A 15,381-nucleotide genomic window follows, 5' to 3' on the forward strand; every position below is an offset into this window, starting at 1 on the left:
GTTTCGGGGTCCGGACCGCCCGTGTCCTCAGGACCTTATGCGCCGGGCACCACCGGCAGGAAGTAGTGCAACACAACCTTCACAGCGCCGCCGGTGAAGGGCCCGCCGTTGGCCGTCAGCCGGACCGGCGTGTCGGCATAGAACGCCTGCGGCCCGATCACCCCGGCATTGGTGGATCCAGCTGCCGCGCCGAGCGCACCGCCGAACTTCGATTGCTCCCCCGCGATGCCGCAATCAAAGGAACTGGCCCCGGTGATCGCTTCGGTCGTCCGGGTCGAGACGCCGAACACAATCGCCCGGTTGGGGATGACGATAGACGTCAGCGCACTTGCCCCCGACAAGCCGGTCACCTCCTCCTCCACGGTACAGATCCGGCTTTCTGCCCCGGAGGCCGATTGCGACACGGTCGCCACCTCTGACAAGAGCGCACCGTAGTTCCGCCATCCCGCGGCGGTGAAGACCGCAAGCGTGCCCTCGTCCGCGACATAGGCCAGAAGTCCCAGGACCGGCGCATGGAAGGTCCAGTAGCCGTCCGCATGGGAGGCAATGGCCCCGTCCTGCCCCGCCCAGGTGCCGCTGGCCCCGCCTGCGACCAGATAGGTGTCACCATCACCGGCGGCCGGCGGCGCGGTGAGATCCCGGTCAAGGATCGTGAGATGGGCCAGGGCATCGAGCCGCGCCAGCGCCTCGTTGTGGGTGACTTCCTTCTGGGCCTGACTTGCCGCGATCAGCGGCAGGTTCAGCCGAGCGGTGCGGGTCATAGGGTTACCTCCTCAAGGATCCCCCGGCCGACGAGAGCCGAGATCTGACAAATGCGCAGGGCGATGGACGATTGCGGACCGCCGAAATCCACGGTCTGCTCAGCCGCCGTGTAGACATGGCTGGGGCTCATCAACCCGCTGACGGTCCGCACGACACCGCCACCCGACAGAATGTCGAGTTCATAGAGCTCGCGCTCCTCGCCCAGCGGCACGTCCGTGCCATCGGCCCAGCCGGCGTTGACCCGCGCCTGGCGGATCCAGGTGACATTGAGATTCCCGGCGGGCGTCCGCCTCCCGCGGACATGAACCGGGGCAAAAGGTTTGAGGCCGACCGCTTCAAGCCGCGTTGAACGGGTCCTGAAGGCCGCATCAGACGATGGCAGCGGCGCCGGGCCATAGGCCCAGGTCCTTGGAATGCCCCGCTCGGACAACGGCACGTCGGCCTGCGTCAGCGCCCCGTCCAACAGCACCACCCGGCTGCCGCCGGGCACCGGATCCCGCATGGCATGGGCCGTCCCTCGCCGCCCGCGCAGCAGCCCCGACAGCTCAAAGGTTCCAGGCGCAATCAGGGTTGCGGTGGCGAACTGCAGGATCTCCCAGGCCATACTTCCATTCCAGACGGCAAGCACATTCACCGACCGCTGCAGCAGCTCCTCTTCCGCCACCGACGACAAGGCCCCGTGAACGAGCTTCACCGTCAGCCGGTTGGCCCGGTCAAAGCGATAGACGGTGCCAGGCGAAAGGTCGTTCAAGGTCCGGCCCATCGTCGCAGGCGCCGTCAGGCTGGCGATGACCTTCGCCCCGTCCTGCACCCGCACCCCGCCCCAGGGCGCGGCAAAGCCGGCCAGCCAGGGCCGATGTTCACTCTGGCCGTCTTCTAGGACGGGCAGGTCCAGCACTTCCAGCACGGCTTCCCCGAAAGTCGGGATCGGCGGTGGCGGTGCGGGCGGCGGCGGTGGATCTGTCCGTGTCGGGTGATAGCGCGGCGTTTCCACGGACACCGCTTCGCAGTGCCTGACGCCGCCATCCACGATCCGGGTGAGCCGCATGTCCCGGCTCCTTCCGGCAATCCCGACCGACACCACATCTGCCGGGTCGAAGCGGACGAGCGAGGGCGGCAGAGCGAACCTTGCCTGTTCCCGGCCAGCCCATTCCCCGTAGAGCCAGTCCTCGATCATGCCGCCGGCAATGCCGGCATCGATGACGGCCGGGGCCGACAGCCGCGTCACCCGGTCCGACGAGGCGACCAGGCGTCCGGAGGCCGAGCTTGTCTGCCTGTAGTCCCCTTCCGCATCCCAATAGACCAGGAGCGCCCGCAGTGGCAGGTCCGTTTCCTGGGCCCGGGTGATCGACCAGTCAGCCTTGTCGCGGTCAGGCGCTGCCAGGTCCTTGCCGTCGATCTCCGCCTCGGATGCACGTCCTCTGGGAATGAACTTGATCAGCCCCTCGCTTTCCACGGCATCAAACCGGTAGAGCTGGGCCAGCACCTCGATCTGGTCGCGGGGCGAGGCCAGATCCGGCCGCAACCAGCCGGTGACAGTCGCCTCCAGCTGAGAGACATCGATGGCCGTAAAGCCGACCTGGCCGCAGATGTGCCGGATGAGATCGCCAAGTTCGACAACGCCGAACTTGCCCTGCACCCAGTGGCCATTGGACCAGTTGGCGCCATCCGACCAGACGTTCAGATAATAGGGGAAGGACGGATAGGGCCGCGCGTCCCAGGTCCACAGGTGGCTCCGGGTCAGGTCCAGCATCGGGCCGCCATAGACGGCTGAAACCGGATTGTTGCCGCTTGACGGTGCCCAGTAGTCCAGAAGCGCTTGAATGCCGCGCCGCTGGATCAGATCGTCCCGCTGCCGGGCCGAATAATGCGGCCAGGCGCTTTCGGACGACTTGGGATCGACAAAGACATTCGGCTGGTTGGTGGCCTTGTCGACGGAGGGAAAGCCGTATTCGGTGAAGAGGATGGGCTTTGATTGCGGAACCCAGCCGGTGGGCGATGCGCTCTCGACACCGCCCGGCCGGTCATGATGCGGATTGAGCCACCAGTTCCTGAAATCCTTCGTACGGTAGACCCAGGGCTTGCCGGCGGCGTCCATGATCGGCGTGCGCAACTGCGCGTCCCGGTCAGCCTGATTGGCATAGAACCAGTCATAGTCCTCCCCGCCCTCGACGTTGCCGGCGAGATAGGATTTCGAGTAGATCGACCGGTGGCCGGCCAGAAAATCGAGATGGCTGCGGCCCTCGCGCCAGTCAGACAGTTTCATGTAGTTGTCGATGGCAATGGCATCGATTGCGGCCGAGCTCCACAGCGGATCCAGATGGAAGAAGAAATCCCCTGATCCGTCCGCCGGGTCATGGCCGCGATACTCGGGCCAGTCGGCGGCATAGGTGACGGCGACGGTTCCGCCCAGGATGGCCTTGCAGTCGACGGCCAGGCTGACAAGCTGGCTGACCGCCGGGTAGGTCGACGGCGAACTGCGCACCTGCGTCAGGCCGATCATTTCAGACCCGATGACAAAGGCGCTGACTGCGCCCGGATCCATCGCATTCACGGCGGACGAGAGCTTGGCGTAATGCAGCACCATCCGCCGCAGGGACCATTCGGCGGGGCCGGAGTAGCTGCAGGCAACGGCATCGGTGGCCGCGTCGATGGCAAGACTGATATGCCCCGGCAAGGCCGTGCCAAACAATGCATCGACCTGGGCCCCGGCCGCGGCCGTCTTGTCGACCGTTCCCGGCTGGCCTGCCGCCGGACTGCAGGTGATCCGCCCGCGCCAGGGATAGGCCGCCTGTTCGGGCCCGCCATAAGGGTCCGGCAAGCCATTGCCCGGCGGCACATCCATCAGGATGAACGGATAGAGCATGACGGCGTAGCCGCGGGCCTTCAGGTCGCGGATCGCCTGGACAACAGTCTGGTCCGACGGCGTGCCGCCATAGACCGGCCGGGCCGGATCGAGCGGATCCCTGGACAGGACGCGGGCTGTCTCCCTGCTCTCGGAATGAACCGACCAGGTCAGCGGGGTGGTTTCCTTGCCCGTTCCGAACTCGACACCAGGCCGGACCTCACAGTGACCGCACCTCAGATCGGTGCCGAACCAGGCGACCACCAGCAGGACCGACCTGACATTCGGGCAGGTGAAGGCGAGATTGTCCAGCGCCACCGCCCAGTCGGTCCCGCCGACCTGGTTGTTGGTGTTTTCTGCGGTACTGGCGCCTTCGGTCAGCGGATCGACCTTGCGGACCGGTTCGTCGGCATAGACCCATTCCCCGGCACCGGGAATGACCACCATGCCCTGAATGTCGTCCTCGACACCGCCAAGGCGCCGGAACACCTCGAACTCGAATTGCGGAATGCGGTTGCCGAAGTCTTCCAGGGCAAGGTCTTCAAAGACGATATAGGCGGTGCCGCGAAACGCGGGCGCTGCGCCTTCCTTGGTCTCGATCAGGGGATCGGGCTGCTGAACCCGGGTCCCGCGGTAAACCCGGTGCGGCAGGCGGGACCGGTCGAGGAGCTTGCCGTCCGCCCAGATCCGGCCAATCCCGACAATCGGCCCTTCGCAAATCCCGATCGCGAAGTTCCCATAGTAGAGATAGGTGGTCGTGGTCACCTTCTGGCCGCCGCCCATGCCCTTGCCGCCCACGTTGCGGGACGAGGTGGCGACCTCCATGCGCAGCCGGGTTGCCCAGATCACCTGTCCGGCCAGCCGCAGCCGGCCGAAGCCATCGGGCAGCGGGGCCCCCTCGGTCGAGGTCTGCAGCCGCAGATCGCCGATGCGCGGGCCGTTGACGGCGGTGTGTCTGGCCGGGCTCAGGGCAGAGGCCAGCAGCGTGTCGGCATAGGCTCCGGCCACAGTCGCCGCCCCCGAGATCAGCGCCGAGGTAAAAGCCCCAGCGCCGATCGCGCCGGAAAAGGCCGTTGCGGCCGCGCCAAGCAGCAGGGTTGCCATTTACGAAACCTCCGGTTTCGCAAGCGCGACCGCGCGTCGGACCTTTTGGTCCGCGCAGTCTGCAGGGCAGCCCGAAGGGCTATACGCCCGTGAAGACAATTCAAGTACTCCCGGAAAGCGGAAGGCAAAGCGCACCTTCCGGCGCCAGCCCTCGAACAGGGCCACTTCGGCCACCGGCAGCCGTTCATGGGCATGGATGATCCGGGCAGCGGGATCGTCGATATCCGTCGTCAGCAGCGCGCAATGTTTGGCGGGCGATGTGTCCCTGAAGGCGAACAGCAGCACATCTGCGGCACCGGCGCTGCGGGGATCGATCTGCTCGAGATGCCGGGCGGCCGCATCCCTGAGGGTCTCTGCCCTTTGGCGTTCCGCCCAGTCCGGGGTGTAGGGCGGCGGCTGTTCCGGCTCGCTGCCGAACAGCTCGCGCCAGACGCCGCGCACCAGACCAAGGCAATCGCAGCCGCCGCCCTTGCAGCTGGCCTGATGCACGTAAGGCGTCCCGATCCATGTGCGGGCGGCCGCCAGGATCGTCGCCCGGGTCAGGGAATGGGCCGGGGAGCTGGTCTGGCTGCGGGTCTGGCAGGCGGTCATCTGAACAGGCTCCCGCCGTCATTGAGATCATCCTTGTCGGCGTAGCCGATGGTGACCTGGTTGCCGGGAATATGCGGGAAGCCGCCGAAGTTGGCACCATTGAGGAACCGGGTCCGGCAGGTGGCAAAGCTCTTGTCGCATCCTGCCTGCACAGTGAAACTGTCGCCCGTGCGGATGTGGTCGGCCATCGGCAAGGTCAGGTCGAGCGTCACCGTTCCTTGCGCCCTTGCGTGCCGCTTGATCTCCATCCGGCGGCCGCTGTTGCCGCCGCTGGTCCAGGTCAGGAGACCATGGCGGAACAGGCCGTCTTCCCTGCCCTCAAGGCCGGAGGCCGTGAAGCTGAGAAGATCAAACCCCGTGACGACCACGCCGGAAGCCGTCCAGCCGGCCAGCGCCACCGTGCAGCGCGCATCGCCCAGTTCCCACGAACAGGTCCGGTCGAACTGGCGGCCACAGGTCTGACCGAGCCGGTGGGCGAGGCCGCGCAATTCCGCCAGGAAGGCCGTCGGTCCCCGGGTGATCTCACCGATGTTGCCCTTGCGCAGCAACACCCGGTTTGCCGTATCAGACCAGTCCGCCAGCCAGATTTCGATGTCCGCGTCATCCCAGAGCCCGCGCGCGATGTCATCTTCCGTGAGTGTGGCCGATGACAGGGCACCCTCCACGTCCAGATTGTCGACCGCAAGGCCGAGGCTTGTTTCAATCGCGCTGGCCGTAAACCCGGCCGCCGCTTCAAAGGTCAGGCCCTCAAGCATCAGCGCCCTGTCATGGTCGGTAAACCCGAACACCGCTCCGTCCCGGCGCTCAACCCGCCAGAGACGGCAATGGGTGGTCACTCGACTGTCGAGACTGGCCTGCATGGATGCCGGAACAGTTTTCATCGCAACTCTCCTCCTAGTCTGGCGCCTCTGCGAAGCCTGAGGCCACAAGAAATGCCCGGGCACGGCGCGACCCGCGCCGCAAGGCCGACCGGCCGCCGCGCATCCTTGCGCGCCCCGTCCGGAGGGCAGCGCCTGGCGCGGTGCGCCCGTGAGGACAAGGGTCATATCCTGACCTCCACGATGGGAATGGCCCGGATTTCTCCAAGGCGGATGTTGGTGAGATTGGTCTGCAGGATGTCGGTATCGAACCGGCAAGGCACATCGAATTCAAAGCCGGCGGTGATCGTGCCGGAGGCCGGTGCAACGGCGAAGGTGATGCGGCCGCTGGCCAGGTCCACCGACCAGCCGGAGGCCTGCGCCAGGCCGTTGATCGCGACCGTGACGGTCCCGCCAACCGGCTTGGAGATCGGCCGGCTGTAGCTTCGCCCCCCGGATGAATAGGCCTTGACCAGCTGGAAGACGCGGCTCGATCCATCTCCGGCTCCCAGGACCTGATCGGTTGCGGAGACCGCGCCGGAGGGAAGGCAGGATTTATGGTCAGACCAGTCCTTGAAGCGGAAGCCGCGCAGCCGGCCGGACCGGGCCTCGAAGAAGGCGACCACTGCGGCCAGGTGATCGGGATGCCGGATCCCCGATCCGATATCATACCTGCGCCGGCTACCGGCCCAGGGCGTGTTGCGTTCTTCAAAGCCGGATGTCAGCTCGACGATTTCGGTGCGTCGTTCCGGTCCGCCCTGCGCACCTTTGGCCACCACGTCCGGAAAGCGGATTTCGTCAAAGTCGGCCATGATCCCTATCCGTTGCGGCGTCCGCGCAGGGCCATCCGCGCAAACTCGCCGGCGAGCTGCGACCGGGACGCCCGGAAGCTCTGGATGTCCGGCGTGGTGATGTTCACGATCACCGTGTCCCCGGCCGGCCGTTCGGAATCCGGACCGCTTAGCGCCGCGTTCGCGCGTATGGGGCCAGAAACCGGAAAGCCCGAAACAGGAAAACCAGAAACAGGCAAGGTCGCCGCCGTGACCAGCCCGCCGGACTGGTATCCACGCAGGGCGGACGCCCGCAGCGCCTCCAGCGTGCCGACGCCGATCCGCGCGGTCGATCTGGCGTCGAAGACATATTCATTCCGGTGCACCAGCCCGGCGACGTCCGTGTCGCGTCCAGCCCCGGTCGGTCCGCCGCGGTCAAACGACCCGAGCAGCGGCCCGAGCAGCCCCCCAACCGAGGCAAATGTCGGGCGGGCCGTCCCGAACAACGCATTGGTCAGGGGGTTGATCGCAAGGAGCTGCAGCCCGAGCTCGGACACCTCGGCAATGACCGACCGCAGCGCGCCGGTAAGGTCTCCGTCGGCAAGGCGCGTGGCCAGCGAGCGGATCGCCGCTTCGCCTGACCGCTGCACGACGCCCCAGGCGGTCTCCAGGTCCTCGAGCGCCAGCGTCTCCTCGGCAATCGCCCTGGCATTGTCGCGCAAACTTGCAGCGCCCCTCTCCGTGACGTGCCGTCCGAGCTCCCGGATCTGGATCTCTGCCTCCAGCACCGCCAGGGCCTGCCGCCGCGCAGCGTCCGACTGGCCGACAAGCGAGATCTCCAGCCGCAGTTGCTGCAGCGTCTGATCCTGGCTCGCGAGCATGTCCCCGAGCCGGTCCGTCTCTCGGCGCGATTTTCCGGCTCGCGTCTGAGGCTTGGGCAGTTGCGATCGGAGCCGCTCCAGCGCAGTCCGTTCCTCGAAGATCCCGAAGGCCTGGCCAACGCGGGTGTTCGCCGCAGGATCAATCCGCCCGAGGCTGTCGGCAACGGATCCGACGCCCTTAAGCGCGGCCTCCACCTCCCCGAGCCGTTCGACCAGCGCCAGCAGACCGGTGTCAGCCGCCCGCGCCTCATCGATCAAGGCACGGATCGCCCGTTCAGACGTGGTGTCCGGCGCTGTGCGGGCGAGTTCGAGCAACCGGCCAATCAGCAGATCGGCTTCGGTCTCGGCAAGCGAGAAGGTTTCGGCGGTGGCCCGCAGCTCCTGCTGAAACGCCCGGAACAGGGCCGCGTCTTGGGTCAGGGGTTCGGCCAGTGCCGAAAGGGCACCGGCCTCGAGCCGCAGGCTGCGTTGCACATCGCGTTCGATTTCAGCAATCAGCGACCGGATGGTCTCCCGCTGGCTTTCCAGTGCATCCGTGTCGAGAGCCAGGACCGCCGCACTCGGTCGCGCCTGAAGCCGGTCCAGCGCGGCGGCGACCTCATCATAGCGCTCGGCGAGCCTGCCGATCAGCTTGTCCTGGTGTTCGAGGGCGTCGGTCGCACTGGTGTCGTTGGCAACCGCCTGATAGAGCGCAGTGGCTGCTGCAGCCCCCCCGGCGAGGCCCACAAGGGCCAGGTTGAGCGGGTTCAGAAAGCCGATCAAACCCTGTTTGAGCAATGCCAACGAGCCACCGATCGTGTTGACGCCCTTGGAGCCCAACAGGAACTGCACCTGGCTCCCTTGTTGCAGGATGGCGGTGAAGAGCGACTGGCCGCTGGCCACCTGAATGGCGCCGTCGGAAATCTGCTGGGCCAGAATGTTGACCTCGTTGGCCGCAAGCCGGCTGGCATCTGCAGCCTGCTGACCCGCCGCCTGGAAGGCGGCACCTTGGCTGCGGGCTGCCGACACTGCGGCGCTCACACCGTCCGACAACCGGATCATGTCGCTGGATGTGGACCTAGCGCTCGCACCCATCCCGGCAATGGCTTGCCGGGCCTCTCGGGCGCCGCTTTCGACGCCCGAGGCATCCAGCCGGGCCAACATTTGAAGGTTCAAGGTCATGCCCGCATGGTCGCGCGCGGGCGAGAATCTGGCCATCCGGGAGGGTGCGTGGAAAGGGGCTGAGAGCCTGGTGTTGTGTGCAGGAGTCCCCCCCCCTCACCCGTTCAACACTTCCAGAGCCGCAGCTTCCATCACCCTGAGGTCCGCCAACAGCCGCTGCCACGCCCGCATGGTCCGTGTCCGGACCGCGGCGGCCGCAGCGGCATAATCAAGTCCGCACCAGATCAAGCCCGTTGGCCCTGTGGCCAGCCGCCACTGGGTTTCCAGCGCCAGAAAGGCCGTCACCGCGCGCCAGTTGGCCCGCATCACGTCAAAGGGGTCGGGGTCTGTCGGAAAACTGTCCGGGATAGGGAGCCCCAGCGCGGCGAAGTCGGCAGCGGTGTCCGCATCCATCCGGGCGCTTCGCGCAGGATCGGTCAGGCCGCGCCGGGCATAGGCCCAGGCCCGGGCGGCCTCTCTCAGTTTTTTGCCGACGCCTGGCCGTTGAGCGCTGTCAGGTAGGCCCGGTAGACGGCCACCTTGAAATGGGCAAAGGGCAGGCATTGTTCGAGGGCCTCGGGACCGAACGGTACCTCGTCCCCGTCTGGACCGGAGACGCCACGCCAGTCGCGCAGGATTTCGCAGAGAAGGCTCTCCTCGCCCTGGCCCTCCAGTTCCGCCAGCCGGTCCTTGCCGACGAGCAGGAACCTGGCCTCGAAGCCTTGCGCCGTCACCTGTCCCGGCCGGTCCGGATCGGGCAGTAGCACGCGGACCGGCCACCAGAACTCGAAGGGCTCGCACAAGCGGAACTGCATGGATCTCTCCTTCGGTCGCGGTGTCAGCGGATGGTGAGCACGAGTTCGTCGTCGCCCGCGTTGGCCAGAAACATCAGCGGGACCTGGTAGTTCACGATGCGGTCGCTGGCGCCCTGGCCGGGTCGTCCGACCTGCACCCTGGGTGCGGTCACCTCGATCGTATGTCCGGCACTGGTGCCATGGACGAGGCTCAGGGCGCCGGTTGTCTTCGCCTCAGCCGCCGCAAACCAGTTGGTATCCGCCATGGTTTTTGCTTCCAGCACTGCGGCTCCGGTCACCTGCCGGTCGGTCAGCTGCATCCGTTCATCACCGATCAGGAAGCGCGGTACGATCTCGGCGCCAAGGTCGATGCTGAGGCTTTCGGCGATGCGGCTTGCGCCGAACAACGACAGGCTGGTGACCGCTTTCGAGACCGGCCGCGGTGCCTGGAATGCGGACAGGACAGCTGCGGGCAAGGCCGCATCCGTCACGGTCCCGAGCAGGCCCCAGAAACTGAACCGGAAGCGAGGGATCTGTTTCGGTGCAAATTCGAGTTGGAATGTCCCCCGGCAGCCGAGCGCCACATGCCGGACCCCATCCTGGTTGAAGTAGAGCGACAGGCTTTCCTCGCCCTCCGAGACCGGCTGATAGGCGACCGACACACCCGCCGTCACCGTTTCGGACATGCCGCAGGCCCTCAGCAAGGCGCCATAGCCGGGGACATCTCCGGCCACCCCCGCCCCGGCGCATTCCACGGCAAACTCCAGCCGCAGGTGATTGGCCGTGAGTTCGATGCCCTGATGGCCAAGCGTCGGCAACAGGAGATCGCGGGCGACATCCTCGCCAGCCAGCGGCGTCAACGTCACGTCGGTTGCAAGGATCGCATCGGCGGTACCGGTCGGCACACTGTCCGTGCCATAGGCGGTCTCCACCTTTGCAAGGATCGCCAGTTTCCGGGCCTTGCGCATGTGTCAGTCCTTTGCTTTTGAACGCGGAGGCGATGGTGTCTTGGGCAACTTTTCGCCTGCCCCCTGCTTCAGCACTGCACCCGTCCGCGCGTCGCGGATGTACCGTCCACCTTGGCGGGACGAGATTGCGTTCATGGCTGCGCCTCCAGATAGGTGGCACAGGAAAATCGTTCCTCGGCCCAGACCGCCCCGCCGCGCACTTTCAAGAGTTCGCCCGAGACATGCTCCATGGGATCGACGGCGACGTCCGGCTGAAAGCCGATCAGCTTGCCTCGCACGAAAGCTTTCAACGCCTCGATGTCTTCTGCTGCCGCCTGTCCGCGGGGATCGCCGAGGTTCTCCAGCACCAGCACCACAGCGATATCGGCCTCCAACCGCTGCAAGACCGGTCCGGTCATACGCTCGTTCGCGCCGCTCGCTTCTTCGGCCACCATGACAAAGGCAGCCGGGGTCCGCGTTCGGCGTTGTTCGAGCGCAGCCAGCCCGGCCGCGCCACCCACCACCCGGAACGGCGTGCCGGGATCGTCCAGCCGGCCAATGATCATCTGGACCAGGTTCATGCCCTGCCCTCCGCTGCATCCGCGAAATGCGCTTCAGCCAGCGCCAGGATCGTCGCCCGGTCCGCATCCGAAAAGCCGAGATAGGGCCGCGCCGGAATGACGATCGTTCGCGTGCCAAAAGTCACCGGCTTTTCGACTGCGCGCTTGTGCGCCTTGCGCGCAAACCGCAGACGCCCGGCCACTTTCCGGAACCGGACTTTCCGGGACTGCGGATACTGCGTGATCACCCCGCCGGTCTGATGGATCGCGGCATAGACGACATTGGTACCGACCGCGGCCGTTGCCGCGCTCACGTCTTGAGTGATCGAGGAATAGAGCCGGTTGCTGTCTCGCAGCAGCTTCGGCGTCAGCGGCGCCGTGCCGCGCGATCTTCGCTGCGCCCGCTGCCTGGCCGTTCGCGGCGCATGTCTTGGCCAGGCCGAGCCGCCCGGCCCGGTCTCGGTCTCGAACCGGCGCTGGACGGAAAACAGCATTGCCGCGCCGATCTCGGACATCAGCGCTGACGTGTCACCGCCCGCCTGAACCACCCGGGAAAGCGCTGCATTGACCTCCGCGTCCTCAATGGTAAGCGCCTCGCGCAACCCGGTCATCAAAGCCTCCTCAAAGCCCGGTCAGGCTGTCCCTGGAAAACACCCGGTCAGGCCCGTGCACCTGCACCGTGCCGCCCCCCGGCTGATCCGGGGAAAGGCCCCCGGCCTCCAGCTGGACCAGACCCTTGGCCACATCCTTGAGCCAGGCAATCGCCTCCGCCTGCGCCCGGGTCACCGGATCGCCGGTCTCGGCCGTGCGGCCATGCAGCGTGGACCGGGCAATGTCGCAGACGATCCGGGTCAGCACCTGCGGTACTGGATCGAGCGGAAGCAGGTACCGCTTGGCGAGATAGCTGTCTGCGAGGGTCCCGGCATCCCCGAGATGGGCTGCCACGAGCCCCGCATCGATCACGCTGGCGGGCCGGTTCGTCCGGTCGGTCAGGAGCGCCAGTTCATCCGCGCCGAACCTATCGACCATGTCCTGCACTGTCGCATAGGGCATCGGGACACCTCAAAGCTCCTCGACCACGAGGTTTGGCTCGGCCTTCAGCGCCGCGATCTCGGCAGCCGAAAACCGGCCTGCCGGAAATTCCACCGGCCCGGCCGGGTGATGCTGGCCGCAGCGGCGGAAGCCGTGCCTTGGCTTGGCGGTGATCCGCAGCACCGGTGCAGACGCCTCGGCGGTCTCGTCCGGTGTCGGTGCGTCTTTCGTCCTCGATTGGGTCATCCCTCAGGTCTCCTTTTGCCAATCCGTCACGCCAACCCGTCACGCCACCCCCATCAGGCAAGCCCGTTACGCCAACCAGGGCACCATCATCAGCTCGGCGGTGCCTGCCCAGGGGTTGGTCTCGCCGCCATTGACGAGCTGGCTTTGCAGGATCCGTCGTCCGGCTTCTTCCAGCGACGGCGGCACGACCAAAAGGTTGGGGACGATGGCAAGCGGCTTGCCGAAGTCGGCCTTGAAGCCGGCCATGGCGGCGCGGGCGGCCGCATAGGTGGTGGCGTTCAGCGTCTGGCGCGACCCCCAGGCCATCTGCCAGAAGCCGAAGCCGACATTCGCCCGCCCGTCGAGGCCGTACAGGAACTGCTTCTTCATGAAGACGTTCTGGTCATCCTCCCGGTCCATCCGCACCAGGGTCCCGAACGCCTTGCGCTCCTGGTAGATCAGGGGTCTGAGCGCCTGGCGCACGTCCAGCAGGAACCAGGGCGTGCCCGAGCCGCCATCGGTGTTGGCAACCGAGGTCGCCGCGCCATTGGCATCCAGCACCGGATGGTCCGTGTCGAAGAAATACTGGCCGTCGTAACAGGGCGTCGAGAACCCAGCTTTCAGCAGCGGCCAGATCAGCTCATCCGGAAAGGTGCCTGCCGCCATCCCAAGCTGGGTGAACAGCGGCGTATAGATGCCAAGATTGTCATCGGAAAAGTCATCCCGGTCGACCTCGACGGTCAGTTCGAACGGCCGGTTGCGGATCGAATAGCCGTGCTTGGCGAGCGAGTTGATCACCCGGTCGCCGACCCATTCCCGGAACCTTGGAAACTTGCCGAGCCAGCCATATTCGTTCTCGCGCGTGCTCGAGGGCACGGTCGTCGCGATCCGGCCATGCATCGAGGTCGCCTCGGCGAGACCCGACTGGAACGCGGCGTTGAAGCCGACATAGGCCGAGCGGAGGGTTTGCGTGTTGATGTCCATGCCACATGAACTCCGTTGTCTGTGCGGGCCTGGCCGCCACTTGGTCTGGCGTCATCCCCGCCTTGGGAGCCTGCCCCGGACTTGATCGGGGGGATCCAGCACATCAGCCGCCAAAGGCGTCTTTCAAAACCTCAGCGGAAATCGACCCAGACGCCCTGGGGGTCGACATCGAACACCTTGCCCGCTACGGACCGCGTGCCGGTCCCGTCGGTGCGGGCAACGGTCTGGTCATCGACGCCATAACAAGCCTGGCCGATCTGCGCCCGGGTGATCTCGTCTGCGCCGACGGAGTTGCCGAAGCGGTAGATCCCGGCGCCCACGGTCACCGCAATCGCCCCGTCAGCGCCGGCGCTGTTGTCTGTCCGGGTCTCGCAGCGCCCGAGCGCCTTCAACCCGGTCGCAGTTGCCATCGGCACCGCAAGGCCATCGGGCCCAAGGGCGACCAGCGCCCCGGCATGAAGCACCGCCCCGGCCTTGACAGGCGGCTGGCGCCGGTCGCCGGACCGTTCCGGCGTGCGCCGGTCTGCGGTCAGTGCGGTCATGGCTGCACCTCATCGTCTGAACCACCCCGCGCCGCCACAAAAGCCTCTTTCGAGAGCCCCATCTGGCGCATCACCTGCCGGTCGGCCTCGGAGAGATCCGGATCGCCGGTGTCCTTCGGCCTGGATCCGAGCTGGTTGGCGGTCAGCACCGGCGCGGTCGCGGTGAAGGCGGTGAACTTGTCCGGATCGGTCCTGGCAAGCTGCAAGCCCCAGTCCTTCAACGCCGGGGCCAGCTTGCCGCCTTGAATGGCGGCCGCGACCAGCGCGTCTGCCTTGTCACTGGCAAGCCTTGCCTGCAGGGCGGCGAGGTTCTGTTGCAGCGCGGTCACCTGGTCGATGGGAACGTATCGTGTCGGATCCGGTGCGCCCTGATCGAACGCCGTCTGGACGGCGGCGACCAATGCCGCCGCACTGCTGTCCTTCGGCAGGCCGGCGGCGGCCAGAAGCAGGGCTTGCGTGTCCTGCAGGCTGCGAACCGCCGCAAGGGCGTCCGCCTCCCCGGCCCGCTCGGGCAGGCCGAGGGCGGTCAGAAGCTGTTCCATCTCTGTCTCCTTGGGGAAAAGCTGTGTCCGGGCGGCAATCGCAGACAGATCCATGGCCGGCAGATTGACCAGCGCCACATTGACCAGCCGGATCACCGCGCCGGTCCGGTCGGTCAGAAACACCGGTGACAGGTAGCGATACTCGCGGGCCGCCAGCGCTTGCGTTGCCGCTTCAGTCCAGGTGACCTCACCATGGATCCCGTCGGCCCGCGCCTCGAAGGCGGAAATCCAGCCCGCGGCCCGTGCCGTCCCGCCGACGCCTTCCACGGCGGCAAACACCGCCTGGTGGTCATAGTCGACCATCATTTCCGTCGCCCCGAGATGCGCCTTGGTGCGGGTGATGATGTCTTGCAGCGCGGCGAGGTCCCCGGCCGCAAACGGCCCGCGTCCGTCCCGGGTGGAAAAGGATCCCGACGGCAGCAGCCGGATCCAGGCGGCAGCGCCAGGTCCCGGCGCAGCAACCGGATCGGCGGCGGCAATGGTCAGGAAAGGGTCGGTTCGCGTGGACATGGGCGAACCTTGAGGGATTAGCGGGAGTTAAAACATCCGGGTGGGGGCGTGGGTGCAAGGGCACCTCTATGGACTTCGCGTCTCACCACCTCCTTGCATCTAATCCGGGGAAAGGCTTCTACGGAACTCGGGGCTATTCAAGTAACCGATTTTAGTAAGCTACCCCCGGAAAATCGGACAGTGACGGAAGCTACGATCTGACGTCTGCTGGTCTCCAAGAACGAGGAGATCAGGACATGAAGAAACGCAGGAACCATGATGCTGGGTTCAAGGCCCGCGTGGCGCTGGAGGCCGT

General features: G+C 66.4%; 16 protein-coding genes. All 16 read right to left on the reverse strand.

Features of this window, described 5'->3' with window-relative positions:
- Nucleotides 1-35: 35 nt before the first annotated feature.
- Nucleotides 36-761 carry a DUF2793 domain-containing protein gene (locus C8348_RS10830; protein WP_106753332.1) on the reverse strand — a complete coding sequence of 242 codons (726 nt, stop codon included), beginning with the start codon at nt 759-761 and terminating at the stop codon, nt 36-38.
- Entirely contained in the window at nt 758-4,711 is a 3,954-nt protein-coding gene (locus C8348_RS10835; RefSeq protein ID WP_106753333.1) for a baseplate multidomain protein megatron, read from the reverse strand. Before C8348_RS10835 ends, C8348_RS10830 begins: the two co-directional genes overlap by 4 nt.
- Nucleotides 4,712-5,302 carry a C40 family peptidase gene (locus tag C8348_RS10840; RefSeq protein ID WP_106753334.1) on the reverse strand — a complete coding sequence of 197 codons (591 nt, stop codon included), beginning with the start codon at nt 5,300-5,302 and terminating at the stop codon, nt 4,712-4,714.
- Complete coding sequence (locus tag C8348_RS10845) at nt 5,299-6,183, reverse strand: DUF2163 domain-containing protein (RefSeq protein WP_106753335.1); 885 nt, start codon at nt 6,181-6,183, stop codon at nt 5,299-5,301. Before C8348_RS10845 ends, C8348_RS10840 begins: the two co-directional genes overlap by 4 nt.
- 161 nt (nt 6,184-6,344) lie before the next feature.
- Nucleotides 6,345-6,974, reverse strand: coding sequence for a DUF2460 domain-containing protein (locus C8348_RS10850; protein ID WP_244293991.1), 630 nt, complete (start codon nt 6,972-6,974; stop codon nt 6,345-6,347).
- Nucleotides 6,975-6,976: 2 nt separating this feature from the next.
- Complete coding sequence (locus C8348_RS10855) at nt 6,977-8,953, reverse strand: phage tail length tape measure family protein (protein ID WP_157950421.1); 1,977 nt, start codon at nt 8,951-8,953, stop codon at nt 6,977-6,979.
- Nucleotides 8,954-9,067: 114 nt separating this feature from the next.
- Complete coding sequence (locus C8348_RS10860; RefSeq protein ID WP_106753338.1) at nt 9,068-9,364, reverse strand: DUF1799 domain-containing protein; 297 nt, start codon at nt 9,362-9,364, stop codon at nt 9,068-9,070.
- A 65-nt stretch (nt 9,365-9,429) separates the two neighbouring features.
- The gene (locus C8348_RS10865) at nt 9,430-9,765 is read right to left on the reverse strand and encodes a hypothetical protein (protein ID WP_106753339.1); all 336 of its coding nucleotides are present in this window, start codon (nt 9,763-9,765) and stop codon (nt 9,430-9,432) included.
- Nucleotides 9,766-9,788: 23 nt separating this feature from the next.
- Complete coding sequence (locus tag C8348_RS10870; protein WP_106753340.1) at nt 9,789-10,712, reverse strand: phage tail tube protein; 924 nt, start codon at nt 10,710-10,712, stop codon at nt 9,789-9,791.
- Nucleotides 10,713-10,843: 131 nt separating this feature from the next.
- A complete protein-coding gene (locus C8348_RS10875; protein ID WP_106753341.1) occupies nt 10,844-11,272 on the reverse strand; it encodes a phage tail terminator protein in 429 nt (142 codons plus the stop codon).
- A complete protein-coding gene (locus tag C8348_RS10880) occupies nt 11,269-11,862 on the reverse strand; it encodes a phage virion morphogenesis protein (RefSeq protein ID WP_106753342.1) in 594 nt (197 codons plus the stop codon). Before C8348_RS10880 ends, C8348_RS10875 begins: the two co-directional genes overlap by 4 nt.
- A gap of 10 nt (nt 11,863-11,872) precedes the next feature.
- On the reverse strand, nt 11,873-12,304 hold the full coding sequence (locus C8348_RS10885) for a gp436 family protein (RefSeq protein WP_106753343.1): 432 nt from the start codon (nt 12,302-12,304) through the stop codon (nt 11,873-11,875).
- Between the two features lie 9 nt (nt 12,305-12,313).
- Nucleotides 12,314-12,529, reverse strand: coding sequence for an HI1506-related protein (locus C8348_RS10890; RefSeq protein ID WP_106753344.1), 216 nt, complete (start codon nt 12,527-12,529; stop codon nt 12,314-12,316).
- A 66-nt stretch (nt 12,530-12,595) separates the two neighbouring features.
- Nucleotides 12,596-13,492: a Mu-like prophage major head subunit gpT family protein gene (locus tag C8348_RS10895; RefSeq protein WP_106753345.1), complete on the reverse strand. Its 897-nt coding sequence runs from the start codon at nt 13,490-13,492 to the stop codon at nt 12,596-12,598.
- Between the two features lie 131 nt (nt 13,493-13,623).
- A complete protein-coding gene (locus C8348_RS10900; RefSeq protein WP_106753346.1) occupies nt 13,624-14,034 on the reverse strand; it encodes a hypothetical protein in 411 nt (136 codons plus the stop codon).
- Nucleotides 14,031-15,086, reverse strand: a complete 1,056-nt coding sequence (locus C8348_RS10905) for a phage protease (RefSeq protein WP_106753347.1) — start codon at nt 15,084-15,086, stop codon at nt 14,031-14,033. The genes C8348_RS10900 and C8348_RS10905 overlap by 4 nt, the downstream gene beginning before the upstream one ends.
- Nucleotides 15,087-15,381: the final 295 nt, after the last annotated feature.

Source organism: Pannonibacter carbonis, assembly GCF_003012935.1.
Classification (GTDB): Bacteria; Pseudomonadota; Alphaproteobacteria; order Rhizobiales; family Stappiaceae; genus Pannonibacter; species Pannonibacter carbonis.